This is a genomic window from Marinobacter lutaoensis (genome assembly GCF_001981305.1).
In the GTDB taxonomy this organism is placed as follows: domain Bacteria; phylum Pseudomonadota; class Gammaproteobacteria; order Pseudomonadales; family Oleiphilaceae; genus Marinobacter; species Marinobacter lutaoensis.
In genome coordinates this window covers 288,096-311,722 of the sequence record NZ_MSCW01000008.1, presented here as the reverse complement: position 1 = coordinate 311,722, position 23,627 = coordinate 288,096, and the positions used below count along the sequence as shown (strand labels likewise).

Genomic DNA, 23,627 nt, shown 5'->3' with positions numbered 1-23,627 from the left:
GGAGGCGCCCTGTGATTAAGTTTTAGACGACGGAGGGGGATTTCTCAATTCAGGCTTTCTTGACGAACTCGGACTTGAGCTTCATGGCGCCGAAGCCATCGATCCGGCAATCGATGTCGTGGTCGCCGTCCACCAGGCGGATGTTCTTGACCTTGGTGCCCACTTTCACCACCGAGCTGGAGCCCTTGACCTTGAGGTCCTTGATCACGGTGACGGTGTCGCCGTCCTGGAGCGGATTCCCGTTGGCATCGCGCACCACCTTGCCGGTCTCGGCGGCCGCCTGCTCGGCCTCGGACCATTCATGCCCGCACTCGGGACACACCAGTTGCACGCCATCCTCGTAGGTGTACCCGGATTGGCACTGCGGGCAGGGAGGGAGTTGTGACATTATCATTTCCTGTTAATCCAATGGGAATTGAATGATACCACCGACACCCCGGCCGCGACACGGGTTACACTGGCCGCTGCATACGCCAACACGGGAGCACACCATGGCCATCTGGGTCGACGCCGACGCCTGTCCCGTCCCGGTACGGGACATCCTCTGCCGAGCCGCCAGCCGCTGGCGGGTCGAGACCACGTTCATCGCCAATCACCCCATCGCCCTGCCGCCCAGCCCCTACATCAGACGGCGCCAGGTCGCCCAGGGCTTCGATGTCGCCGACAACGAGATCATCGGTGAGATTCATCCCGGCGATCTGGTCATCACCCAGGACATTCCTCTGGCCGCGGAAGCCATCGCCCGGGGTGCCGACGCGTTCAATCCGCGCGGCCAGGCCTTTACCCGGGACAACATCCGCCAGCGCCTGGCCATGCGCAATTTCCTGGAGGAGCTGCGCAATGCCGGACAGGTCACCGGCGGTCCGCCGCCGTTTGGCCAGGCCGACCGGAAAACCTTCGCCGACCAGCTCGACCGTTGGCTGCAGCGGCACCATGAGCGGCCCCAGCCGTCCGATCAGGGGCGAGAATGATTCTGTTTCTTTCCCGGGCGTTTGCCGCTACCCTTGGCGCTTTTCTCTAGGCACGGGAGATTGCATGTCCATTTCACACCCACGCGCCGAAAGCAGCGTCGCCGCGCTGATCCGTCTGCTCCGTTATGCCCGGGGTTATCGGCGACAGATCATCGCGGCAACCACCTGCTCGATCATCAACAAGCTGTTCGACATCGCCCCGGAAATCCTCATCGGGATTGCCATCGATGTCGTGGTCAATAAGGAAGCAAGTTTCGTCGCCGGTCTCGGTTTCGAGACGGCGCAGCAGCAGATCACCATCCTGGCCGTGCTGACCTTCGTGGTCTGGGCCGGCGAGTCGCTGTTCGAGTACCTGTTCCAGATACTCTGGCGCAACCTGGCCCAGCGCCTGCAGTCGGACCTGCGCCAGGACGCCTACGAGCATGCCCAGCGTCTGGACATGAGCTTCTTCGAGTCCCGCAGCTCCGGCCAGCTGGTGGCCACCATGAACGACGATGTGAACCAGCTCGAGCGTTTCCTGGACGGCGGAGCCAACGCCATGATCCAGGTGCTGGTCACGGTGGTCGCCGTGGGCGCGGTGTTCTTCATCCTGTCGCCCCTGGTGGCCCTGCTGGCGTTCACCCCGATTCCGCTGATCATCTGGGGCGCCTTCTACTTCCAGCGCAAGGCTGGCCCCCTGTACGCGGATGTCCGGGAAAAAGTCGGTGACCTGGCCAGCCGGCTGGCCAACAACCTGGCCGGCATCGCCACCATCAAGAGCTTCACCGCCGAGCAGCGGGAGGCGGCGCGGCTGCGGGAAAGCAGCGAAGCCTACGTGGACGCCAACCGCAAGGCGATCCGCATCAGCTCGGCGTTCATTCCGGTGATCCGCATGGCCATCCTCGCCGGTTTCCTGGCCACCTTCACCGTCGGCGGTATGATGGCCCTGAACGGCACCCTGAATGTGGGGGCCTACGGGGTCCTGGTGTTCTTGACCCAGCGCCTGCTCTGGCCCCTGACCGCGCTGGCGGAGGTGATCGACCAGTTCGAGCGGGCCATGGCCAGCACCCGCCGCATTCTCAACCTGCTGGCGGAGCCGGTGCGGGTTCACGACCAGGGTGGCAAGGCCCTGGCACAGCCGGTGCGGGGCGAGGTGGAGTTCCGTCACGTGACCTTCCGGTACCCAGGCAGCGGCGGCGGCATTCAGGACATCAGCCTGTCGGTGCCGGCGGGGCATACCCTGGCCCTCGTGGGAGCCACCGGCTCCGGCAAGTCCACCCTGATCAAGCTGCTGCTGCGCTTCTACGATCCGGTGTCCGGGGAGATCCGCATCGACGGCCAGCCGATCCGGGAACTGAGCCTGTCGTCCCTGCGCCAGGCCATTGGTCTGGTCAGCCAGGATGTCTACCTGTTTGACGGGACGATCCGGGAAAACCTCGCCTACGGCAAACCGGACGCCACCGACGAGGAAATCATCGAGGCCGCCCGGACCGCCGAGGCCTGGTCGTTCATCGAAACCCTGCCCGAGGGCCTGGACACCCCGGTGGGCGAACGGGGCGCGCGCCTGTCCGGCGGCCAGCGCCAGCGCCTGTCCTTGGCCCGGGCCCTGCTCAAGAATCCACCTATCTTGGTGCTGGATGAGGCCACCAGCGCCGTGGATAACGAAACGGAAGCGGCCATTCAGCGTTCGCTGCGGCGGATCGGGCACAACCGCACGGTCATCATGATTGCGCACCGGCTGTCCACCATCGTGGACGCGGACACCATTGCCGTCATCGAGCACGGCCAGGTTGTCGAGCAGGGAACCCACGCCGAGCTGCTGGCGCGGCAGGGCGCCTACAGTGCCCAGTGGCGGGTACAGACCGGCCAGGCCTGAGCCTGGCCCTTCCGACAAATCCATTGATAGTTATTCGCATTTAGATTACCCTGCGGGCTCTCAGCCCAGGGGGAGTCCGAATGTCGGCATTTTTCGAAGTCAGCAACCTGAGTGTCCGGATCGGCGACACCACCATTTTGCGCGATATCAATCTCAGTTTCCGGGAGGGCGAAGTCACCGCCCTGCTCGGCCACAACGGTTCCGGCAAGTCCACCCTGCTCAAGATTCTGGCGCGGCAGCACAAGCCCAGCACCGGCAACGTCAGCCTCCAGGGCACGTCCTTCCGGCACACTGGGGCCCGGGAGTTCGCCCGCACCGTGGGCTACCTCCCCCAACACCCCCCGGGCACCGACGGCCTGACGGTTCGCGAGCTGGTGGCCCTGGGACGCTATCCCTGGCGCGGGCCGCTGGGGCGCTACACCACCGAGGACCAGACACTGATTGATCAGGCCATCGCCGACACTGGCCTGGGGGGATTTCAGCACCGGGCCGTGGACACCCTGTCCGGGGGCGAACGCCAGCGGGCCTGGATCGCCATGCTGCTGGCCCAGCAAACCCGCTGCCTGCTGCTGGATGAGCCCATTTCAGCGCTGGACGTCAAGCACCAGGTGGAAACCTTGCGCCTGGTACACCGCCTGGCGGAGCAGCGTGAACTGACGGTGATCGTGGTCCTCCATGACGTCGACTTGGCGGCCCGCTTCTGCGACCGGTTGGTGGCCTTGAAAGGCGGTCAGCTGATCGCCGACGGCAGCCCCAGGGAGATCATGGACACCAGCACACTGGAAGCCATCTACGGCGTGCCCATGGGGGTGATGGAGCGGGCCCCCGGGCAGTGGGTGTCCTATGTCCATTGACCGAGCCCGACGCGGCCTGGTCGCGGCCCTGGCCCTGCTGATGGCGGTGCCGGCCCTGGCCGGAACCTGGCGCCACGAACTGGGAACCCTCACCCTCGACGGCACGCCACGGCGCATTGTCACCCTGAACTGGGCGGCCACCGAGGCCGTCCTGCTGCTGGGCGTCACCCCGGTCGGGGTCGCCAACATGGACGGCTACGGCTACTGGGTGAAGGAGCCCCCGCTGCCCGAGTCGGGCGTCTTCAACGTGGGTCTGCGGATGGCACCCAGCCTGGAGGCCATCGCCGAGCTGAAACCGGACCTGATCGTGACCAGCACCGAGCTGGCCCCTGCCGCCGAACTGCTGGAACGGATCGCCCCCACCTATGTCATCAGCGTCTACCGGGACGGTTCGCAGCCTTACGAAACCGCGCGCACGCAGTTGCTGACCCTGGGGCAGATCCTGGATCGCGAGGACCGGGCCCAAGCGGTGCTGGACGATATCGAGCAGACCCTGGCCAGCCAGCGAGCCCGCCTGGAGCGTGCGGGCCTGACCGATCGCCCGGTGCTTCTGGTCAGCTTCATGGATGACCGGCATGTCCGCCTCTACACCCCGAACGGCCTGTTTCAGAAGGCCCTGGACGGCCTGGGCCTGAGCAATGCCTGGCCGACCCCGGGCAGTTTCTGGGGCTTTTCGCTGGTGGGGCTGGAGGCCATTGCCGAATATCCGGACGCTCGCCTGATCGTACTCTCCCCGACACCGCCGGGGCTGGCGGAGCGCCTGGCCGACAGCCCGTTCTGGACCCATCTTCCGGCGGTGCGTCGGCAGCAGGTCTACCAGATCGACACGGTCTGGCCATTTGGCGGCGTCTACCCGATCAAACGGTTGGCCACGCTAATCACCGACAACCTGCTGGCGGGGGGATCCGACCGTGTACGCTGAATCCACCGCGCCATCCCGGGCTCGCCCGGCTCTGCCGGCGCGCCTTGCCACCGCCACCGTGGTGCTCTGGCTGACAGCGCTGCTGGCCACGACCCTGCCCTGGGCCGGGGAACTGCCGCTGACACATTTGCTTTCCGCGTTCTGGACCTACGACCCGGAGATCTACGCCTCGGTGCTCGCCCACTTCAGCTGGGCCCCCCGGGTTGCCATGGCGGTACTGATCGGCGCGGCCTTTGGCGTGGCCGGTGCGGTCACCCAGCAGATTCTGGGCAACCCCCTGGCCTCCCCCACCACCCTCGGGGTCGCGGCTGGTAGCCAGTTTGGCATTACCCTCGCGTCCCTGTTCCTGCCGGGGCTGCTGGCACTGAGCCCGGACCTGCCCGCCATCGCCGGCGGTCTTCTGGCCATCGGCCTGGTGGCATTGCTGACCTGGCGCCTGGGCTTTTCCCCGGTCACGGTCATCCTGGCGGGCCTGGTGATCAGCTTCTTCCTGGGCGCGGTCAACATGGCCTTTCTGCTGCTCAAGGGGGAGTGGCTGGGCAACCTCTACATCTGGGGCGCCGGCTCGCTGGTACAAAGCAACTGGCAGCCGTTCTCGGAACTCTGGCCTCGGGTGCTGGTACTGAGCCTGCTGATGGTGGCGTTGATCCGGCCACTGCAGCTGTTGCAACTGGGCGATGCCTCCGCCAGTGCCCTCGGCGCCCGGGTCACTTGGCTGCGGGGCGCGGCTTTGCTGCTGGTGGTCCTGCTGTGTGCCAACGTGGTCAGCCGCGTCGGTGTGATCGGCTTCACCGGCCTCGCGGCGCCGGTGCTCGCTCGCCTCCTGGGCGCCCGGACCCTGCGCCAGCGGCTGATCTGGAGCACACTGATCGGCAGCGGTCTGCTGCTGCTTGCCGATGCCCTGGCCGCCTGGGTATCCGACCTGGGTGACGGCTCCCTGGTGCCCACCGGAACCACCACCGCCCTGATCGGCGGTCCGGTGATCCTGCTGGCGCTGCAGCGCATCCGCAACACTCACCACATGCCGGGCCAGGACTCCGGTCCGTCCGGCTTCCTGCCCGCGCGCCGGTCACTGACCGGGACCGCGGTTGGACTGGGCGCGTTGCTGATCGCGCTGCTGGCCCTGGCCATGGGCTGGTCACCGGGCCTGTCGGGCTGGCACTGGACACCGGTGGCGCAGTGGGGCGAGGCCTGGGTCTGGCGGGGGCCGAGACTGCTGGCGGCCTGCCTGGCGGGGGTCGCCCTCGGCCTTGCCGGCACCCTGGTCCAGAGAATGACCCGCAACCCCATGGGCAGCCCGGAAATGCTGGGGGTCAGCGGCGGCGCCGCCCTGGCCATGGTGGTGGTGACCCTGGCCGGGCTGGACGTCGGCCGTGGCGGCCAGCTGGCTGCGGCCACCCTCGGGGCCGCGGTAGCGCTGGGCCTGCTGATCCTGCTGGCCCGCCGGCACCGGTTCGCGGGCAATCAGCTGCTGCTGGGCGGTCTGGCACTGTATGTATTCATGGATGCCGGCCTGCGCCTGGTCGTGGCCTCCGGCGGCACCCAGGCAACCAAGCTACTGACCTGGATGTACGGCGCCACCTGGCTGGTGTCCGAAACCGAGGCGGTGGCCCTGTTGCTGGTGCTGCTGGCGGTCGGCCTGGCGCTGCTGGCCATTCTTCGGCCACTGACGATTTTGCCGCTGGGCGAAACCGCCGCCTCCGCGCTCGGTCTGGCGGTGGCGCCGGCGCGGCTTGCCCTGCTGCTGCTGGCCGCCCTGCTGACAGCGGCGGCCACCGTGGTGATCGGCCCCCTGAGCTTCATCGGCCTGGTGGCTCCGCACCTGGCCCGGGTGCTCGGTCAGCAGACCGTGGGGCGGCAGCTGCTGGTCGCGGCGATGGTCGGGGCGGCACTGCTGGCGGTGGCGGACTACCTGGCCCGCATCGTGATCTATCCGAGCCAGCTGCCCGCCGGACTCCTGGCGGCCTTGGTCGGAGGCGTGTATTTCCTCTGGGGGCTGAGCCGTCATGGCCGGGACTGACGGGCCCGAGCGCTACCACCAGCTGCTCCGGTCCACCGGACTGGATGCCCGGCAGGTGCTGTCCGGAGCCCTGGCGCCCTTCGAGGCGCCTCGCCCCGCCCTGCGATCGCTGGCACAGTACCTGGCGCAACCGGAGCAGTTGCACCAGCAGCTTCGGGAAGAGCAGCCCGATGCCACCACCCCCAGACTGCAGCGGGCCTATCTCTCGGTACTGCAGCAGGACTTGGCCCTGCAGGTCATCGCACCACTGACACTGAGGCTGTTTCGGGACGGCCAGGCGCCGCTGCCGGAGCCGGACCGGATCTTCCTGGCGCCCCCACGGCCGGAAGCCGGCACCCCACCGATGCAAGCCCGCTGGTTTCTGGCTCCGGATCAGCCCACGGTGACAGTGGCCACCTTCGTTCAGGAAACGGGGAAACGGTTGGAGGAGTGGTACGCCGTCTTTCGGCACCGGTTGGGCATCAGCCCGGGTGCCTACTGGAGCAGCATGGGCCTGGGGCTGGGCGCCCCCTTTTCGGCGGTATGGAATCTGGCTGAGCCGGCCCCGCTATGCGAGCAGGCCAATGCCTGGCTGGCCGGTTTCGGGAACGAGGTCGGCCGCCACCTCGACTGGATACCGCTCACCTTCAACGGACAGTCCTGCGCCATCCCCCAGCGCCGGGGCTGTTGCCTGAAATACCTGCTGCCCGAGGGCGGTTACTGCGGCACCTGCGGCATTTACCGTAAGGATCGGCTGGCTGCACTCAGCCGCCAAACGCGGAGCCGAGCACCAGGGCAATGGCAACCAGGCCAATAAACGCCCCTGCGCCCGCCGCCAGCTTCAACCCCTCGATCATTTCCTGTTCCGGTGTCATGATTCTGTGCCTCCCCGATGTCGTTAATGGCGTCTCCATTTATACTAATGCAAATCATTATCATTTAAAACAGGAATTTCAACGGCGAACCTTCCGGTCACCTGCTACCCTAGAGAACGGAGGATTCCCCGATGAACCATCACCATTTCCGGATAGGACTGACTTTCTGGCTGCTTGCCTTGGCCATACCGCTGGCCGCCAGTCCGGTCCATACATCCCGTCTGGCCCGATTCCAGCTGGTGACGGTGGCCGAGGACCTTGAACACCCCTGGAGCCTGGCCTTTCTGCCAAACGGTGAGCAACTGGTGACGGAACGGGCGGGCCGGTTGCGCCTGATCCGGGATGGACGGTTGCTGCCAGCTCCCATTCCGGGCGTACCCGAGCTGACGGTATCGGGCCAGGGCGGACTGCTGGACGTGGTGCTGCACCCGGATTTTGAACGTAACCGGCAGCTGTTCCTGAGCTACGCTCACGGTAACGCGCACGGATTGACCACCCGGGTCGCCCGGGCCCACTTCGATGGCGAACGGCTGCGCGACGTGGCGGTCATTTTCGAGGCTCTGCCCCGTTCCGACACCCACCGCCACTTCGCGGGGCGCATGGCGTTCGACCGGGAGGGTTATCTGTACGTGGCCGTGGGCGACCGGGGTGACATGGCGCGCGCCCAGGACCTGAGCGACGATGCCGGCGGCGTGCATCGCATCACCGTCAACGGCGACCCGGCGCCCGGTAACCCGTTCCTGGCCGACACCGGAGCCCGCGAGACGTTCTTTACCTACGGCAACCGCAACATCCAAGGCATGACCCGGCACCCCGACACCGGTGAGATCTGGAGCCACGAACACGGCCCCCGGGGCGGCGACGAAATCAACATCCTCCGCGCCGGCACCAATTACGGCTGGCCGGAGATCACTTACGGCATCGACTACTCCGGCCTGCCCATTTCCCTGGTCACGGAAAAGGAAGGCATGGCCCAACCCTTGCATTACTGGGACCCATCCATCGCGCCGTCCGGCATGGCCTTTTACAGCAGCGACGCCTTCCCGTTGTGGCGGGGCCAGTTGTTCGTCGGTGCTCTGAAAATGCGCAAACTGGTGCGCCTGGACATCCGCGACGGCCGGGTGCTTGAGCAGGAGGATCTGCTGACCGGGTTGGGAGCGCGCATCCGGGATGTCCGCATGGGGCCGGACGGCGCGCTCTGGCTGCTCACCGACGCGCCCCGGGGCAAGGTCTACCGACTACAGCCGGTTCAGTGAGGGTCGTGGGTCCGCTCGGTTTTGTCGAACCGGGGCAGATCGTCGGTAATCTCGTACCAATCCGCCTTGGAAGCCACATGGATGTGCTGCGCGGGCCCCTTATCCAGCGGCTCGCGAATCAGGCTTACCCGCAGCCTCAGGATGCCCGGAATGGCATCGGAGCGGTTGTAGAGGGGGCTGCCGCAATGACTGCAAAAGGCCCGGTGCCTGCCGGGGCTGGTCTGGTACTCGCTGACCTTGTCCTCGCCGGTAAGGAACCGGAACCGGACACGCTGCACCGGCGCACTGGCCGAGAAAGCGCTGCCGTGCCCGAGCCGACACTGGCTGCAATGACACAGGGCAATGGGGCCGAGCGGGCCGTCGTACTGGAAGGTGATGTCGCCGCAAAGGCACTGACCGGTATACATGAACTGTCTCACATTCACTGATGGGCACATTCAACACGTGGGGACGGGCACGGGGCGATAATACCGACGCCCCTCTTGAAGAACCAGTGCCCGGGGACTACCGTCCCCCTACACCCTGATTCACAGGAGGAGCTTATGTCGTTTACCACATTGCCACGCATCGGGATGGGAACGTTTCGCCTCAGGGGAGACGATGCCCGAGACGCCGTCAAAAGCGCCCTGTCGCTGGGCTATCGCCACATCGATACCGCCCAGATGTACAACAATGAGGCGGAAGTGGGCGATGGCATCACCTCCAGCGGTATCCCCCGCCGGGAAATCTTCCTGACCACCAAGATCTGGCACGATCGGCTGCGGGCGGATGATCTGATCCACAGCCTGCACGACAGTCTGGCGCGGCTCAAAACCGACCACGTGAACCTGGCTCTGATCCACTGGCCGTCGCCCGGCGACGAGGTGCCCATGGAAGAATACCTGGGGGCCCTCCGGGACGCCCAGCGGGAAGGGCTCACCGAACACATCGGCCTATCCAACTTCACCTGCGCCCAGATGGAGCGGGCAAAGGCGATCCTCGGTGACGCGCCGATCCTCACGAACCAGGTGGAAGTCCACCCGTTCCTGGCCAACCGCCAGGTGGTGGCCCACGCCCAACGGCTGGGCATGACGGTCACCGGCTACATGCCCCTGGCGGTCGGCAAAGTGATGGACGACCCGACTCTCCAGCGTATTGCCCTCGAGCACAACGCTACGCCGGCCCAGATCGCCATTGCCTGGTCAGTGGCCCGAGGGGTGGTGCCGATTCCCTCCTCAACCCGTCCCTCGCACCAGAAGGCCAATCTGGAAGCGTTGAACCTCACCCTGTCGGAAGAGGACATCCGGGCCATCGACGCCCTCGACCGGGGCGAACGGCTGGCCAACCCGGGGTTCGCCCCGGATTGGGACTGACTCAGCCGGCGTAGCGGGATTCCAGGTACGCTACGATCGCGGCGGACTCGAACAGGGCAGTACCGGTGTTCGGGTCCTCCAGATAGGGGACCTGGACCCGCCCATGCTTGAGGAAGAACGCCTCCCGTTTGCCGCCCGGCCGGGGTCGGTACGGCCCGGGTTTGAGCCGTTGCCGGGCAGGCCCGATCTCGCTCCAGTGTTCCTTGCCGAGGTTATGCAGGGTATAGGGAAGCTCCAGCTCGCACAGGGTTTCCCGCACCAGGCGCGAGAAGGGGCTGCCTTCGAAACTCCAGAGATGCAACGGCTGCTCCGGGCGCCGGGACGGCCGCGCTGTCATGCCCCGCATGCCACTGGCACCGGTCGCCAGCACGCCCATGGGTATCTGCCAGGCCCGGGCGCGGTAGGAGGCAGGCACCGGCTGGCCGGCATAATGCCGGAACAGATGTTCGACAATGGCCGCCGACTCGTACAGGGTCTGATTGGTATTCGGGTCCACCAGCAGCGGGAACTGGGCTTTGCCTCCCAGGGCTTCGGCCTCCGGACGAAAGACCCGCCCGCCCTTGGGGCAGGGCCGGATCTCCACATCCAGGTGCAAGGCCGTAAGTGCCTCCCGCACCCGTCGGCAATAGGGGCAGGCCTCGAATTCGTAGAGCACCAGCGGCTTGGCCGGGGGCGTCGCCACCGCAACCACGAGACAGCCCCGCCAGGCAGCGAGCGAGGAGGTGGCAACCGATTCCAGCACGTGGACGTTGTGCTTCAGGGCTTTGAACATGGCATATCCTTTGTTGACGAAGGAGCCTGGCGGGACGATCCGGACAACGTGCGGTCGGCCATGGCCTCCCGCGTGCCCATGATGTGGTCGAACCAGGGGCGGGTCACGCACCAGTTGGCGTTGGGATTCGCGCCCATGTGGTGGTCATAGTGCCATGGCAGGTGCGTCCGGGCCCACTCCGGATCCAGATGCGCACGCTTGTGTACGCGATAGTAGTTCCAGGCACTGTAATAGAGGGTACCGACGAAAAACGGCGCCACCGGCAGCAACGGGGTCACCACCGCCGCGCCGGCCACCAGCGCCAGCACTTCCTTGGACTGGGCGTTCCACGCCAGCAACGCGTTGCGGTAGTCCTCGTCGAGAAAGCCGTTCCTGCGAACATTCCGGTGATGGTCATGCCAGTGGAACGCCCAAAAGCTGTCGCGGTTGCGCCCCAGCCCGTGCAGGATCTGCTTGTGAAACACCCATTCCACGGCGTTGGCGGTGATGAGCCCCAGCGGAATACCGATCATGGCGACCTCCTGTTGTTGTTGTCCGTCAGCTCACCTTTCTAGGAGACGCCGATTTGCCCGCCGATGCCATGACCGAAATGCCGGCACGGTCCCGCAAAAAAAGTGTCTGGAGTCATTGACAGCCCCGGCCCGGCCCTGCCCCGATAACCAGCTGATTCCAAAGGGCACTTACATCGCGTCACAAAAAGTCAAGAGAAACCAGGAAACTACTGGCTTTTTTTAACGTCATGTAGAGCTATTCTGCATAGTACATCCGGCGCAGATAGGCTATGTTTTATCCCATGGACTCACAGGGGCGGGCATCATGACTTTCGGGGCGACACACGACCGCAATCGACACCGGACCTTCGGCCAGCTGGCCCGTGCCCTTGGCACGACGATGCTGGCGTGCCTGCTCGCCCCCGGCGCGCTGGCGGCCGACAACCCGGGCCGTCCTTGGAGCCATGAGATGCGCGACTACGCCGCCCGGTCCCTCAAGGACGACCATGCCCTGAGCGTGGCGGCCGTTCCCCTGAACGGACCAGGGATCGAACAGTACGTCAACGCCGACCAGCCCATGAGCCCCGGCTCCATCATGAAACTGGTCACCACCTACGCCGCCCTGGAGATTCTCGGCCCGACCCACCGCTGGGACACCGACGTCCTGACCGACGGCCAGATTCTCGGCGACACCCTCAAGGGCAACCTTTACGTACGCTTTGGCGGCGATCCCAAGCTGACCCTGGAACGACTCTGGTCCACCCTGCGGGAACTGCGCGGCATGGGCATTACCCGGGTCGACGGTCACCTGGTTCTGGATGGCCGCTATTTTCAGCTGGAGGGCTTTCCGCCGTTCGAGGACAACGGCGACAATCCCTACGCCCCCTTTCTGGTGGAGCCCTCCGCCTACCTGACCAATCTGAACCTGTTGCACTTCCAGGTGCGGGCCGATGAGCGGGGCACCCAGGCCTGGGTCACCCCGGCGCTGCCGGAGATCCGGATCGACAACCGGGTCACCGCCCTGCCCGAAGGTCCCTGCCCTGGCCGCAGCCGGTTTGAATGGACCCCGCTGTTCCATGGCGATCAGAATGTCACGGTGCGGGTGACCGGAGAGCTGCCCCAAGGCTGTCGTACCACCACCTACCTGTCCTTGCTGCCCCATGAACAGTACAGCACCTCGCTGATCCGCTCGGTGCTGTCGGAGATCGGCATCACCCTGACCGGAGCCGGCATGACCGGTCCGACCCCCGAGGATGCTCGGCTGCTGACCCGGACCACCTCGCCGGACCTGGTGACCATGGTGCGTGACATCAACAAGTGGAGCAGCAATGTGATGGCCCGGCAGCTGCTGCTGACCCTGGGCGCGGAACATCGCGAGGAGGGGGAACACGATGACCGGGTCACCGGCATCCGGGTCATCTACCAGTGGCTGGAACGGAAGGGGATCAACACCGCCGGCATGGTCATCGACAACGGTGCCGGTCTGAGCCGCCACGGCCGTCTGACCGCGCGCCAGGGCATCCAGATCCTGCAGCACGCCTGGAACAGTCCCTACGCGGCGGACCTGATGGCCTCCATGCCGATCATCGCCATGGACGGCACCATGGCTCGCCGGTTGAGGAATACCGGCCTGGACGGCCTGGGGCGTATCAAGACCGGCTACCTGGAGAACGTCCGTTCCATCGCCGGTTTCACCCGGGACGAGAACGACACCACCTGGGCCGTGGTGGGCATGGTCAACAATGACCCGGCCTGGAATGGCCAGGCGGTACTTGACCGGGTCCTGTACTCCCTGCACTTCCGGCCGCCCACCGGCACCGCCATATCCAAGGCGAGCCCGGAGTCCGGCCCGGACCGCGCTATCCAGTGACGGCGCCGGGGCCGTCTAGCCGTCACCCAGCAGACGGGCCAGGGTCTTTTCCGTAAGCCGGCCCGCCAGGGGCGCCACGAAGATCACCAGCGGAAAGGCCACGCCCCAAGCCACCAGAAAAGCGGACCCCCAACGCGCGAAAAAACCGGCGGCCAGGCCGGTGTTGATCACCGTGATCACCCCCGACATCATCATCGACATGATGCCCGACATGTAAAACGCAAAAATGAACTGGCGCACACGCGCCCGACGCTGCTTGGACATACCGTCTCCCGGTCATCACACCGTGAGGTAGCCGCCGTCGGCGTTGATGCAGGCACCGGTGGTGTAGCTGGAGGCATCGGACACCAGGTACAGCACGGTACCGGCCATTTCATCCGGGTCCGCCACCCGTTTCATCGGAATGTGCGCGAGCGCCTGCTTTTTGATGGACTCGTTGGTGGTCAGTGCACTGGCAAACTTGGTGTCAGTCAATCCCGGCAGCAGTGCGTTGACCCGGATGTTCCGGGGCCCCAGCTCCATGGCAAAGGACTTGGTCATGGCAATGACCGCAGCCTTGGTCACCGAATAGATGCCCTGGAAATGACCCGGGTTCACGCCGTTGACCGAGGCCACGTTGACGATGGCACCGCCTCCGGTCGGCTTCATACGCCGCGCCGCCTGGGCGGACATGAAGAAGTACCCCCGGATATTCACATCGACGGTCTTCTGGAAAGCGCCGGGGTCCGTGTCCTCCACCGGCCCGAAGTAGGGGTTGGCGGCGGCGTTGTTGACCAGGATGTCGATCCGGCCGTGCACCCGGTCGATGTGAGCCCAGAGCGCGTCGATCTGGTCCATCTCGCCAATGTGGCAGGCCACGGCCTCGGCACGGCCGCCGGCGTCGCGGATGCTGGCGGCAACCCGCTCGCAGCCGTCGATCTTGCGGCTGCTGACGATGACATGAGCCCCGTACTGGGCCAGCAGGCGGGCGATGCTCTCGCCGATGCCCCGGCTGGCCCCGGTGATCAGGGCCACCTTACCGGACAGGTCGAACAGGTTTTTGTTGCTCATAGATCCCTCGCTGCTTATCGGTAGGTCACCAGGGCGGGGTCTTCCGCTTCCAGGTGACTGTAGTTGTTGAACACCGCCAGGGTACGCCGGGGGCCGGAGTAAAGCACCCGCGAGACGCTGGTGTTGGCGATGACGTTGTTCACCTCCAGGGTCTTGGCATCGGACAGGGCCAGCAGGTGCTGGGCGATCACCGCGATGGGTCCACCGGAGGTGGACACCAGCACATCGGCGCCATCCGCCCGCTCGATCAGGGTATCCAGCGCCGCCAACACCCGGGCCCGGAAGGCTGGCCAGGTTTCCCGGTACTCGTGGTCGTGGTCACCGCCCAGCCAGCGCGCCATGGCCTGCTCGAAGGTCTGCTGGAACGCCCGGGCCGGCTTCGGGAAACTGGCCAGGTCGCGGGCCATGACGGCCCGGTCCGCCCACGCCGGGCGCAGCCGTTCCACGACTTCCAGATGATCGAACTCGTCCAGCCCGGCCAGCACCTGCATATCCGGCAGGGCCTGACCGTAACCGGTGGCGATGGCTTCCACCGTTTCCCGGTGACGCCGTAGGCCGCCCCCCACCACCAGCCCCGGCCGCACCCGGTCTGCCAGCCAGCGCCCCAGAATCCGGCCCTGCTTCCAACCAAGGGGCGACAGCTGATCATAGTTGTGCTGGCCGAAGCTGGCCTGGCCGTGACGGATCAGATACAACGTGGCCATTACAGCCGGCTCTCCCGGATCCGCCGCTGACAGCGCTGCTCCAGATAGTTCGCGGCCTGACCAAAGATGGCGAACCGTTTGTCCCGGGTCTGGCCATGGTAGTAGCGGTAGTAAATCTGTTGAATGATCACCGCCAACCGGAACAGGCCGTAGATTTCGTAGAAATCGAAATTGTCGGCGTGAAAACCGGAGCGCTCCATGTAGTAGTCCACCACCTGCTGTCGGGTGAGCATGCCCGGGCGATGGGTGGGCTGGCGCCGGAGCATCTGGAACGGCGGCTCGTCATCGGCCTGGACCCAGTACGCCAGGCTGTTGCCCAAGTCCATCAGCGGGTCGCCGATGGTGGCCATTTCCCAGTCCAGCACGCCGATCACCTCAAGCGGGTTGTCCGGATTCAGCACCACGTTGTCGAAACGGTAGTCGTTGTGGATGATCACTTGGGCCCTGTCCTCGGGCATTTTGTCCGCCAGCCAGCCCATCACCGCGTCGAAATCTCCCACATCCTCGGTACGGGCACGACGGAAGCGGTCGCTCCAGCCACGGATCTGGCGCTGCACGTAGCCGGGCCCCTTGCCCAGGGTGTCCAGGCCGGCGGCTCGGGCATCCACGGTGTGCAGGTCCACCAGCTTGTCGATCACGTTCAGGCACAGCGTGCGGGTGCCCGCCTCGTCCAGGTTGAAGCCCTCGGGAAAGTCCTGACGCAGGATGATGCCCTCGAGCCGTTCCATGACATAGAAGTCGCAGCCCAGCACCGCCGGATCATCGCAGGTGGCGACGATGGTGGGCACGTAGGGATAAACCGGCTTGAGGGCCTGCATCACCCGAGCCTCCCGCAGCATGTCATGGGCGGACCGGGCAATCTGTCCGAACGGCGGCCGGCGCAGCACGAACGAGCGCTCACCGTAGTCCACCTGGTAGGTGAGGTTAGAAGCACCCCCGGGGTACTGGCGCAGGGTGGGCTGACCCTTCAGGCCAGGAACGGCCTGTTTCATGAACCGGTCAACCGCCGCCAAGTCCAGCGCCTCGCCATCGCGGATGTCGGTGGCCTGATCGATGTGCGTCATGGTCTGTCTCCTGTGGTCAGTCCGGTGCTCAGGCCCGCGCCTTGCCCATTTTGCTCATCCAGCGTTTGCTTTCCTGGTGCATCAACCAGTCAAATGCCCGGGGCGCGTGGCGCTTGAGTCGCCACAGGCGCCGCTCCCGGGCGTGGGGCAGCACCCAGAAAGCCCGATCCCGCACGGCCCGATAAATGTCCTCGGCGACGTCGTCGGCGGTGATGCTGGAGCGCTTCATCAGTTTGTTGACGTTCTGCTGGACACCGGGGATGTCCGAGCGCATGGAGCGGGTCAGGTTGGTCTGGAAAAACGCCGGGCAGACGCAGCAGACGTGGATGCCGTTATCCCGAAGCTCCTGGCTCAGGGTCTCGGACAGAGCGATCACACCGGCCTTGGACACGTTATAGCTGGCCATCAGCGGGGCCAACATCAGGCCGGCCATGGAGGCGATGTTCACGAAACTGCCTGCCCCCTGGGCCTTAAACAAGGGGGTAAAGGCTTTGCAGCCCCGGACGACCCCCAGAACGTTGATGTCCAGAATCCACTCCCAGTCGGCCATGGTGGTGTCTTCAATGGCACCGGCGGAGGCAACGCCGGCGTTGTTGACCACGACATCCACGCCGCCCCATTTCTGAACGAGGTCGTCCCTCACCCGTTCAAAGTCGGTCAGGCGGCGAACGTCGCATTCGACAAAATAGCCTTCACCACCGGCGTTGCCGATTTCCTGCGCGACCGCTGCGCCCTGCTCCGGGTTAATGTCGCCGATGCAGACCTTCGCGCCGTCTTTGGCGTAGCGCAGCGCCAGGGCACGTCCGAGCCCTGAGGCGCCGCCCGTGATAAAGATTCGTTGTGTCATCGTGTGGTCACCGTTTCGTGTCACGTCATTTTTGTGCAAGAGCGGACGCCGGAAGCGCCATCCACTTCCACTCAATTTTGGTACTTACGAAGCTCCAGCCGCGCCACCATCGCCCGGTGCACTTCATCCGGGCCATCCGCCAGCCGCAATACCCGAGCATAGGCAAACAAGGCTGTCAGCGGGAAATCGTCGTCGCTGACACCGCCCCCGCCGTGGATCTGGATGGCTTGATCGACAATGGTTTGCAGCATCTGCGGGATCACCGCCTTGATCATGGAAACCTCCTGCAGCGCGCCCATGATGCCTTGGGTGTCCAACAGCCAGGCGCACTTGAGGGTCAGCAGGCGCGCCTGCTCGATGCTCATCCGGGCGTTGGCGATGATGTCGGGATTGCCGCCCAGTTTGGCGATCGGACGGCCAAACGCCTCGCGGCTGTTGCCGCGTTTGATCATCAGTTCCAAGGCGCGCTCCGCCGCGCCGATCGCCCGCATGCAATGGTGCACCCGCCCCGGGCCGAGGCGGCCCTGGGCGATTTCGAACCCGCGGCCGGGGCCGGCAATGATGGCGCTCTTGGGCAGACGGACGTCTTCGAACGACACCACGCCGTGGCCGTAAGGTTCATCGTAGGCACCAAACACCGGCAACATGCGTTCAATCCTGACGCCCGGGGTGTCCAGCGGTACCAGAACCATGGAATGGCGGCGATGCTTGGGGGCGTCAGGGTCGGTCAGGCCCATGAAGATCGCCACCTTGCAGTCCGGATGGCCGATACCGGTACTCCACCACTTGCGGCCGTTGAGGACGACCTCGTCGCCGTCGATGAGAGCGGTGGCTTTCATGTTGGTGGCGTCGGAGGACGCCACCTCCGGTTCAGTCATGCAAAAGGCGGATCGAATCTCGCCGGCCAGCAGCGGTTTGAGCCACTGTTCTTTCTGCTGCTCGGAGCCGTAGTGGATCAGCACTTCCATGTTGCCGGTGTCCGGCGCGTTGCAGTTGAAGATTTCCGGGGCGATGAAGCTGCGTCCGGTTTCCTCGGCAATCAGGGCGTAATCGGAATTGAGCAGACCGCAGCCGTAGGTGTCGTCCGGGAAGAACAGGTTCCAAAGGCCCTGGGCCTTGGCTTTTGCCTTGAGTTCGCGAATAACCGGAAGCACCACCCAGCGGTTCTCGAGGGACGCCAGTTCCCGGTGATACGCCTCCTCCACCGGAAGGATTTCCTCCTTCATGAACCGTTTGACCCGTCCCAGGTAGTCCTGCCCCCTGTCAGACATGTTGAAATCCATACCGAACCTCGCTGATCGTGAACCGCCACAAGAATGGTCCCAGTCTAGGGGGGACACAGTTATTACGCGACTGAATTATTCTTATCGTTTATCATAAGCTGTACTTATCCATAGAGGTGCAATGCCATGGCTACGAACCGCCTGGACCTGAACCTGCTGCACGTATTCGACACCATTTACCGGGAAGGCAGCCTGACCCGGGCCGCCAAGGCACTGCACCTGACCCAGCCGGCAGTCAGCCACTCGCTGGCCCGGCTGCGCGAGCATTTCAACGACCCACTGTTCACCCGCCAGGGCAACCGCATGGTTCCGACACCGCTGGCGCGGCGGTTTCTGGAGTCCATGCGCCCGGGACTGACCCAGATCCAGAGCGCGGTGAACCAGTTTCATGCCTTCGATCCGGCCACCCAGCGCAAGACCTATTCGCTGGGGCTGCGTGACATTCTGGAATCCACGTTCCTGCCCCAGCTGATGAAGCGGCTGGCGCCCTACCCGGAACTGGACATCGTTTCCCAGCGCGTTGCCCGTCGCGAGATGGAAACCCAACTGGCGGCCGGCAAGTTGGATTTCGCGGTGGATGTGCTGTTGCCGGTCAGCAGCCAGACCGGTCATGAACGGCTGCGCCGGGACCGGCTGGTGGTGCTGGCGCGACAGGATCACCCCCTGGCCAGGCAGGGGCTGGATATGGAAGGGTATCTGGCCGCCCGCCACGTGCTGGTGTCGTCACGTACCGAAGGGCCGGGCCTTGAGGACTTCGAGCTGTCACGGCTCGGAGTACACCGTGACATCCGGCTGCGCTGCCAGCACTATTTCGCCGCCTGTCGGGTCATCGAGGAAACCGACCTGCTGCTGACCATGCCGGAAACCTACGCCCGCCTGCTGTCGGAACACGCCCGGATCGCCATCATGGCGCCCCCGGCGGAACTGCCGGCCATCGACGTTCATCTCTACTGGCACATGGCCTATGAGCGGGAACCGGCGCTGGTCTGGTTCCGGGACCAGCTCAAGGCCATCAGTCAGTAAGCACCCACCAGCTTCAGGAATCCCAGGAAACCGGCGGCCGTGAGTCCCAGGGCGGCGGCGACAATGCCGAAGCCCCACCAGATCGCCGCGCCATCGGATACGTCCACGTCATGCCCTCGCAGGGTCCGGTAGAACGCCCAAGGGCCGAGCACGAAGGCCCCCACCACTGCGAACACCAAACCGACACTGACGCCGGCGAACGTCCAGGTTGCCAGCACCGTGGCCCGGTCGGACACCTGGTCGGTGACGCCGTGATGCTCCAGGAATTTTCGGCAGAAGAACCAGATCAGCGCAAACAGCGCAATGACGAAAACCAGGGCACCGATAACGGTGATGATGCGGTACAGCAAGGCAATGTCCTGTGCAGGTCAAATGGAGGGTTGGTCGGGGATGACCGGTTCCGGCAGCGACTCAAAGCCCGGCTTGGCGAACAGGTATCCCTGGAACAGGTGGATCCCCCGGGCACGCAGCCAAGCATACTCTTCCCGGGTTTCCACGCCTTCGGCGATGATATCACCCCCCAGCGCCGTCATCATCGTGATCATGCCCGCAACCACCGCTTGCTTATTCGGGTCACGGTCGATGTTACGAATCAGCGCCATGTCCAGCTTCACTAGGTCCGGGGGCCGGGCAACCAGAAGGTTGAAACGGGAGTATCCCGCGCCAAAATCGTCGATCGCCGTCAGGAACCCCATGTTCTGGTAGGTTTCTACGATGTCCACCAAATGGTCAACGGACGACAGCTCCTCGCTCTCGACGATTTCGAAAATAATCTGCCGGGTATCAAAGTGGTAGGTTCTGGCTGCGGCCAGTGTGGTACGAATGCAGTACTCGGCCCGGTACACCGCGTTCGGCATGAAGTTGATGCTGAGTTTCGCTGACATTCCCAGCCGAGCGGCCAGTTTGACGGCCTTGACCCGGCAAACCTGATCGAAGGCATAGCGGTTGCCATCGTCGACCCGGGCCAGAACCGTCGACGCCGGCTCCCCCGCCGGCCCCCGAACCAGGGCTTCATAGGCATACACCGAAGCGGTGGAGACATCGACGATCGGCTGGAACGCAAAGCTGAAGGAAAAATCGAGCCCGTCACCACAGGCGCAGCTGTCGCAGTGGGACTCATCGAACAGTGCGGTGGGTCGACTCACGCGTTCCTCCAACAGGTCGTCAACACATACGGGCCCCCGGGCAAGGCCGGCCGTCTGCCCCTGACTATAGCTGCCCGGGAGGCGCCGGTAAAATACCCGGCACGGGGCACCGGCCCGGCTGGCAACTCACGGACACGCAACTACACTGGGTGTGTTGTTGACCGGCTGTTTCACTGAAAGAGGAGTCCCCGCCATGGCGCACCCCACCCGCATCGCGGTTACCCCAGGCGACGGCATCGGCCCGGAAGTGATGGCCGAAGCCATCCGTTGCCTCGAAGTCCTGCGGGCAAAGCATCGGCTGAATCTGGAATGGACCCGCTTTCCCTGGCCGTCCCATGCCTGGCATCAGGAACACGGAGTCTGCTGGCCCCAGGATGCCCTCGACCAGCTCCGTGAGTTCGACGCCATCCTGCTCGGCGCCCTCGGTGACCCCGGACCGGCGGATGATCCGGAACGTTATCTGTTGCCGGACAGTGAGTCCCTGGCGCCGCTGCTGGCGCTGCGTAAGGGCTTCGACCAGTGGGTGTGCGAACGCCCGGCCCGGCTGCTCAAGGGCGCTCGCCAGTACTTGGCCGATGACCGGGCCCGGGACGTCGACATGCTGGTGATTCGCGAGAACAGCGAGGGCGAGTACGTCGGCCAGGGTGGCCGCCTGCGCAAGGGGACGCCCGATGAAGTGGCGACCCAGGTGGAAGTGTTCACCTACCGGGCCACCGAGCGGATCATTCGCTATGGCTTCGAGCAGGCTCGCCTGCGCGCCGAGGACCGGGTTCGGCAGTCGCGGACCCGGACCTTCCAGACCCACGACGGCCGGGTGTGTGAAAGCCAGGTCTGCCTGATCACCAAACGCAATGCCCTGGGCCACTGGGGCGACCTGTACACCGAGGTGTTCGAAACGGTGGCCCGGGAGTATCCGGACGTCGCCACGCACCATGAGCTGGTGGATGCCGCCTGCATGAAATTCGTTCAGAGTCCGTGGCGTTTCGACGTGGTGGTGGCCAGCAATCTTCAGGGCGATATCCTGACCGACCTGGCGGCGGTGTTGTCCGGCGGCATGGGCGTCGCGCCGTCCTGCAATCTCAATCCCACCGATCCGACCGTCCCCTCCATGTTCGAACCCACGCACGGCAGCGCGCCGGACATTGCCGGACAGGGCATCGCCGATCCCACCGCCATGCTGCTGACCACCGCCCGCATGCTGGAATGGCTTGCCCGCAAGGACCCGGCCCTCGCCAGTGCCGGCCGAGAGCTGTTCGATGCCGTAGCGGCCGATCTGGAACAACACGGCGGCACCCCCCGGGGCACCCACGACATCGGCGAGGCCATTTGTAAACGCCTGCAGCCATGACTAGGCTGGGGAGGAGCCATTCACTCACCTCGGGAGGTGCATCGTGACCGACCACAAGGGAAAACTGTCCCCCCTGCTCAAGCAGGCCACCGGCATTACCGCCGCCAAAGGCGAAGGTGCCTACATTCTCGACCCCCAGGGCAACCGTTATCTGGATTTCACCTCCGGCATCGGCGTGACCAGTACTGGCCATTGTCATCCGAAAGTGGTGGCCGCCGCCCAGAAACAGGTGGCCACCATGATCCATGCCCAGGCCACCACGGTGATGAACCCGCGCCTGCCGGAGCTGGCCGAAAAACTGGGAGAACTGACCCCTGACCCGCTGGACGCCTTCTTTTTCTCCAATGCCGGCACCGAGGTGGCGGAAGCCGCCATCCGGCTGGTGCGTCAAGCCACCGGGCGGCCCAATCTGATCGTGTTCCACGGCGGCTTCCACGGCCGTACCATGGGCTCGCTGTCCCTGACCACCTCCAGTGTCGGCCTGCGCGCCGGTGTCAGCCCGATGATGGGCGGGGTGGTGGTGGCCCCCTTTCCCAATGCATTCCATTACGGCTGGAGCGAGGACGAGGCGACCGATTTCTGCCTGAAGGAACTGGACCGGATTTTCGTAACCTACTCCGCGCCCAAGGAAACCGCCGCCATGCTGATCGAACCGATCCAAGGCGAAGGCGGCTATGTGCCCGCGAACACCCGGTTCATGCAGGGGCTGCGGGAGCGCTGCGACGCCCATGGCATTCTTCTGGTGTTCGATGAGGTCCAGGCGGGCTTCGGCCGCTCTGGCAAATTCTGGGCCCACCAGCATTTCGGCGTGACCCCGGACGCCATCATGATCGCCAAGGGGCTCGCCAGCGGCTTCCCGATCTCAGCCCTGGCCGCCGCCGAAGAGACCATGGCGAAAGGCTGGCCCGGCTCCCAGGGTGGCACCTACGGTGGCAACGCAGTGGCGGCGGCCGCGGCCATCGCCACCATCGAGGTGATCCGGGAGGAAGGCCTGGTGGCAAACGCCGAGACCATGGGCCGGCGGCTGCGGGATAACCTGCATGCCCTGAAGAAAGACTACCCGGAAATGGCGGACGTTCGGGGCAAGGGACTGATGCAGGGGGTGGTCATGCACCGGGATGGCCATCCCGATGGCGACCGGGCCGGCAGGATCCTCAAGGCATGCGAACAACGGGGACTGCTGATGCTGCGCTGCGGTGCCTACCAGGAAATCATCCGCTGGCTGCCGCCGCTGATCGTCAACCAGCAACAGATCGACGAGGCCACCGGCATTTTCGAAGAGGCGCTGAAAGCCACCGCCTGATGAGGCCCCGGGGCAGGCCCCACCGGGCCTGCCGTCATTGGTCGTCCATCACCAGCTCCAGGCGACCGGGCGCCACCCGGACCGCCACCGGAGCCATGCCCAGCATCCGCTGCGCCAGACTGCTGTCATCCAGCCGGTACACGGGCATGGTCTCCAGCATCTGCGCCACCAGTCGCATGACATTGTCGGTGACCGGCGCCAAGTCACCGGAGAACAGCGGCGAATCGACGCGGCTGTTGAGCAACCGCAGGCGGCGGATGTAAATGGCTTTCTGCTCCCGGTCGTACACCGGAGCCCCCTCCACTTTCAGCTCGATATCCACCGGCAACCGGGTCATCAGGGCGTTGAGCGCCACCTGACCGCGGACCTCGATCACCGCCACCTCACGACCATCGGGGCCCAGGGTGATGTCGGCATCGTCCAGGCTGACGCTAAGGGGCGAGCCGCTTTGCAGCTGCTGCCGGTCGAAATCCGCCACCACATCCTGCAGATGGCGCTCCAGTTCGCGTTCGGAAATGCTGTAGGGGGAGAAGCTGGCACAGCCGCCGGCCAGCGCGGACAGGCACGCCAGCAGCAGCCACAGGCCAAGGGGCTGAAGTCGTTTCATAGTCGGTCGATTCCTTCTGGGGACACCCCTATCCTG

The 23,627-nt window shown here is 65.1% G+C and carries 25 protein-coding genes; 12 read left to right on the top strand and 13 right to left on the bottom strand.

Going from position 1 to position 23,627, the window contains the following annotated elements; translation table 11 throughout:
- Positions 1-49: 49 nt before the first annotated feature.
- A complete protein-coding gene (locus BTO32_RS14550; protein WP_076725362.1) occupies positions 50-388 on the bottom strand; it encodes a zinc ribbon domain-containing protein YjdM in 339 nt (112 codons plus the stop codon).
- Between the two features lie 103 nt (positions 389-491).
- On the opposite strand from BTO32_RS14550, the gene BTO32_RS14545 reads away from it, so the two are divergent.
- From BTO32_RS14545 to BTO32_RS14515, 7 genes are all read left to right on the top strand, one after another.
- Positions 492-971 carry a YaiI/YqxD family protein gene (locus tag BTO32_RS14545; RefSeq protein ID WP_076725361.1) on the top strand — a complete coding sequence of 160 codons (480 nt, stop codon included), beginning with the start codon at positions 492-494 and terminating at the stop codon, positions 969-971.
- Between the two features lie 64 nt (positions 972-1,035).
- A complete protein-coding gene (locus BTO32_RS14540) occupies positions 1,036-2,826 on the top strand; it encodes an ABC transporter ATP-binding protein (RefSeq protein ID WP_076725360.1) in 1,791 nt (596 codons plus the stop codon).
- Between the two features lie 80 nt (positions 2,827-2,906).
- A complete protein-coding gene (locus BTO32_RS14535) occupies positions 2,907-3,680 on the top strand; it encodes an ABC transporter ATP-binding protein (protein WP_076725359.1) in 774 nt (257 codons plus the stop codon).
- Positions 3,670-4,602, top strand: coding sequence for an iron-siderophore ABC transporter substrate-binding protein (locus BTO32_RS14530; protein WP_076725358.1), 933 nt, complete (start codon positions 3,670-3,672; stop codon positions 4,600-4,602). Before BTO32_RS14535 ends, BTO32_RS14530 begins: the two co-directional genes overlap by 11 nt.
- On the top strand, positions 4,592-6,622 hold the full coding sequence (gene fhuB / locus BTO32_RS14525) for a Fe(3+)-hydroxamate ABC transporter permease FhuB (RefSeq protein WP_076725357.1): 2,031 nt from the start codon (positions 4,592-4,594) through the stop codon (positions 6,620-6,622). Before BTO32_RS14530 ends, fhuB begins: the two co-directional genes overlap by 11 nt.
- Positions 6,609-7,418 (top strand): (2Fe-2S)-binding protein, encoded by an 810-nt coding sequence (locus BTO32_RS14520; protein ID WP_076725356.1) that lies wholly within the window; start codon positions 6,609-6,611, stop codon positions 7,416-7,418. Before fhuB ends, BTO32_RS14520 begins: the two co-directional genes overlap by 14 nt.
- Positions 7,419-7,607: 189 nt before the next feature.
- Positions 7,608-8,732 (top strand): PQQ-dependent sugar dehydrogenase, encoded by a 1,125-nt coding sequence (locus BTO32_RS14515; protein ID WP_076725355.1) that lies wholly within the window; start codon positions 7,608-7,610, stop codon positions 8,730-8,732.
- On the opposite strand, the gene BTO32_RS14510 is transcribed toward BTO32_RS14515, so the two are convergent.
- Positions 8,726-9,139: a GFA family protein gene (locus tag BTO32_RS14510; RefSeq protein ID WP_076725354.1), complete on the bottom strand. Its 414-nt coding sequence runs from the start codon at positions 9,137-9,139 to the stop codon at positions 8,726-8,728. The genes BTO32_RS14515 and BTO32_RS14510 overlap by 7 nt on opposite strands.
- A gap of 135 nt (positions 9,140-9,274) precedes the next feature.
- On the opposite strand from BTO32_RS14510, the gene dkgB reads away from it, so the two are divergent.
- Positions 9,275-10,084 (top strand): 2,5-didehydrogluconate reductase DkgB, encoded by an 810-nt coding sequence (dkgB, locus tag BTO32_RS14505; protein ID WP_076725353.1) that lies wholly within the window; start codon positions 9,275-9,277, stop codon positions 10,082-10,084.
- Position 10,085: 1 nt separating this feature from the next.
- Here the strand turns inward: dkgB and BTO32_RS14500 are convergent, their stop codons facing one another.
- Together BTO32_RS14500 and BTO32_RS14495 are read right to left on the bottom strand one after the other, a co-directional pair.
- Positions 10,086-10,856 carry a glutathione S-transferase N-terminal domain-containing protein gene (locus BTO32_RS14500; RefSeq protein ID WP_076725352.1) on the bottom strand — a complete coding sequence of 257 codons (771 nt, stop codon included), beginning with the start codon at positions 10,854-10,856 and terminating at the stop codon, positions 10,086-10,088.
- On the bottom strand, positions 10,841-11,368 hold the full coding sequence (locus BTO32_RS14495; protein WP_076725351.1) for a sterol desaturase family protein: 528 nt from the start codon (positions 11,366-11,368) through the stop codon (positions 10,841-10,843). The genes BTO32_RS14500 and BTO32_RS14495 overlap by 16 nt, the downstream gene beginning before the upstream one ends.
- Positions 11,369-11,672: 304 nt before the next feature.
- Here BTO32_RS14495 and dacB point away from each other — a divergent pair, with 304 nt between their 5' ends.
- A complete protein-coding gene (dacB, locus tag BTO32_RS14490; protein WP_139339072.1) occupies positions 11,673-13,217 on the top strand; it encodes a D-alanyl-D-alanine carboxypeptidase/D-alanyl-D-alanine endopeptidase in 1,545 nt (514 codons plus the stop codon).
- Positions 13,218-13,232: 15 nt separating this feature from the next.
- On the opposite strand, the gene BTO32_RS14485 is transcribed toward dacB, so the two are convergent.
- From BTO32_RS14485 to BTO32_RS14460, 6 genes are all read right to left on the bottom strand, one after another.
- Complete coding sequence (locus tag BTO32_RS14485; RefSeq protein WP_076725350.1) at positions 13,233-13,481, bottom strand: DUF2798 domain-containing protein; 249 nt, start codon at positions 13,479-13,481, stop codon at positions 13,233-13,235.
- A gap of 15 nt (positions 13,482-13,496) precedes the next feature.
- The gene (locus tag BTO32_RS14480; protein ID WP_076725349.1) at positions 13,497-14,267 is read right to left on the bottom strand and encodes an SDR family oxidoreductase; all 771 of its coding nucleotides are present in this window, start codon (positions 14,265-14,267) and stop codon (positions 13,497-13,499) included.
- 14 nt (positions 14,268-14,281) lie between these two features.
- On the bottom strand, positions 14,282-14,971 hold the full coding sequence (locus BTO32_RS14475) for a histidine phosphatase family protein (protein ID WP_076725348.1): 690 nt from the start codon (positions 14,969-14,971) through the stop codon (positions 14,282-14,284).
- Positions 14,971-16,035, bottom strand: coding sequence for a phosphotransferase family protein (locus BTO32_RS14470; protein ID WP_076725347.1), 1,065 nt, complete (start codon positions 16,033-16,035; stop codon positions 14,971-14,973). The genes BTO32_RS14475 and BTO32_RS14470 overlap by 1 nt, the downstream gene beginning before the upstream one ends.
- A 28-nt stretch (positions 16,036-16,063) precedes the next feature.
- Positions 16,064-16,882: an SDR family oxidoreductase gene (locus tag BTO32_RS14465; protein WP_076725346.1), complete on the bottom strand. Its 819-nt coding sequence runs from the start codon at positions 16,880-16,882 to the stop codon at positions 16,064-16,066.
- Between the two features lie 71 nt (positions 16,883-16,953).
- The gene (locus tag BTO32_RS14460) at positions 16,954-18,165 is read right to left on the bottom strand and encodes an acyl-CoA dehydrogenase family protein (RefSeq protein WP_076725345.1); all 1,212 of its coding nucleotides are present in this window, start codon (positions 18,163-18,165) and stop codon (positions 16,954-16,956) included.
- Between the two features lie 126 nt (positions 18,166-18,291).
- Between BTO32_RS14460 and BTO32_RS14455 the strand changes: the two genes are divergently transcribed.
- Complete coding sequence (locus tag BTO32_RS14455; protein WP_076725344.1) at positions 18,292-19,188, top strand: LysR family transcriptional regulator; 897 nt, start codon at positions 18,292-18,294, stop codon at positions 19,186-19,188.
- Here BTO32_RS14455 and BTO32_RS14450 read toward each other — a convergent pair.
- Positions 19,182-19,538: a hypothetical protein gene (locus BTO32_RS14450; RefSeq protein ID WP_076725343.1), complete on the bottom strand. Its 357-nt coding sequence runs from the start codon at positions 19,536-19,538 to the stop codon at positions 19,182-19,184. The genes BTO32_RS14455 and BTO32_RS14450 overlap by 7 nt on opposite strands.
- Before the next feature lie 18 nt (positions 19,539-19,556).
- Complete coding sequence (locus BTO32_RS14445; protein ID WP_084206860.1) at positions 19,557-20,333, bottom strand: EAL domain-containing protein; 777 nt, start codon at positions 20,331-20,333, stop codon at positions 19,557-19,559.
- 193 nt (positions 20,334-20,526) lie between these two features.
- Here BTO32_RS14445 and BTO32_RS14440 point away from each other — a divergent pair, with 193 nt between their 5' ends.
- Both BTO32_RS14440 and BTO32_RS14435 read left to right on the top strand, forming a co-directional pair.
- Positions 20,527-21,681, top strand: coding sequence for an isocitrate/isopropylmalate dehydrogenase family protein (locus BTO32_RS14440; protein WP_076725342.1), 1,155 nt, complete (start codon positions 20,527-20,529; stop codon positions 21,679-21,681).
- Between the two features lie 43 nt (positions 21,682-21,724).
- A complete protein-coding gene (locus BTO32_RS14435; protein ID WP_076725341.1) occupies positions 21,725-22,984 on the top strand; it encodes an aspartate aminotransferase family protein in 1,260 nt (419 codons plus the stop codon).
- A 34-nt stretch (positions 22,985-23,018) separates the two neighbouring features.
- Here the strand turns inward: BTO32_RS14435 and BTO32_RS14430 are convergent, their stop codons facing one another.
- Complete coding sequence (locus BTO32_RS14430) at positions 23,019-23,591, bottom strand: YceB family lipoprotein (RefSeq protein WP_076725340.1); 573 nt, start codon at positions 23,589-23,591, stop codon at positions 23,019-23,021.
- Between the last annotated feature and the right edge of the window lie 36 nt (positions 23,592-23,627).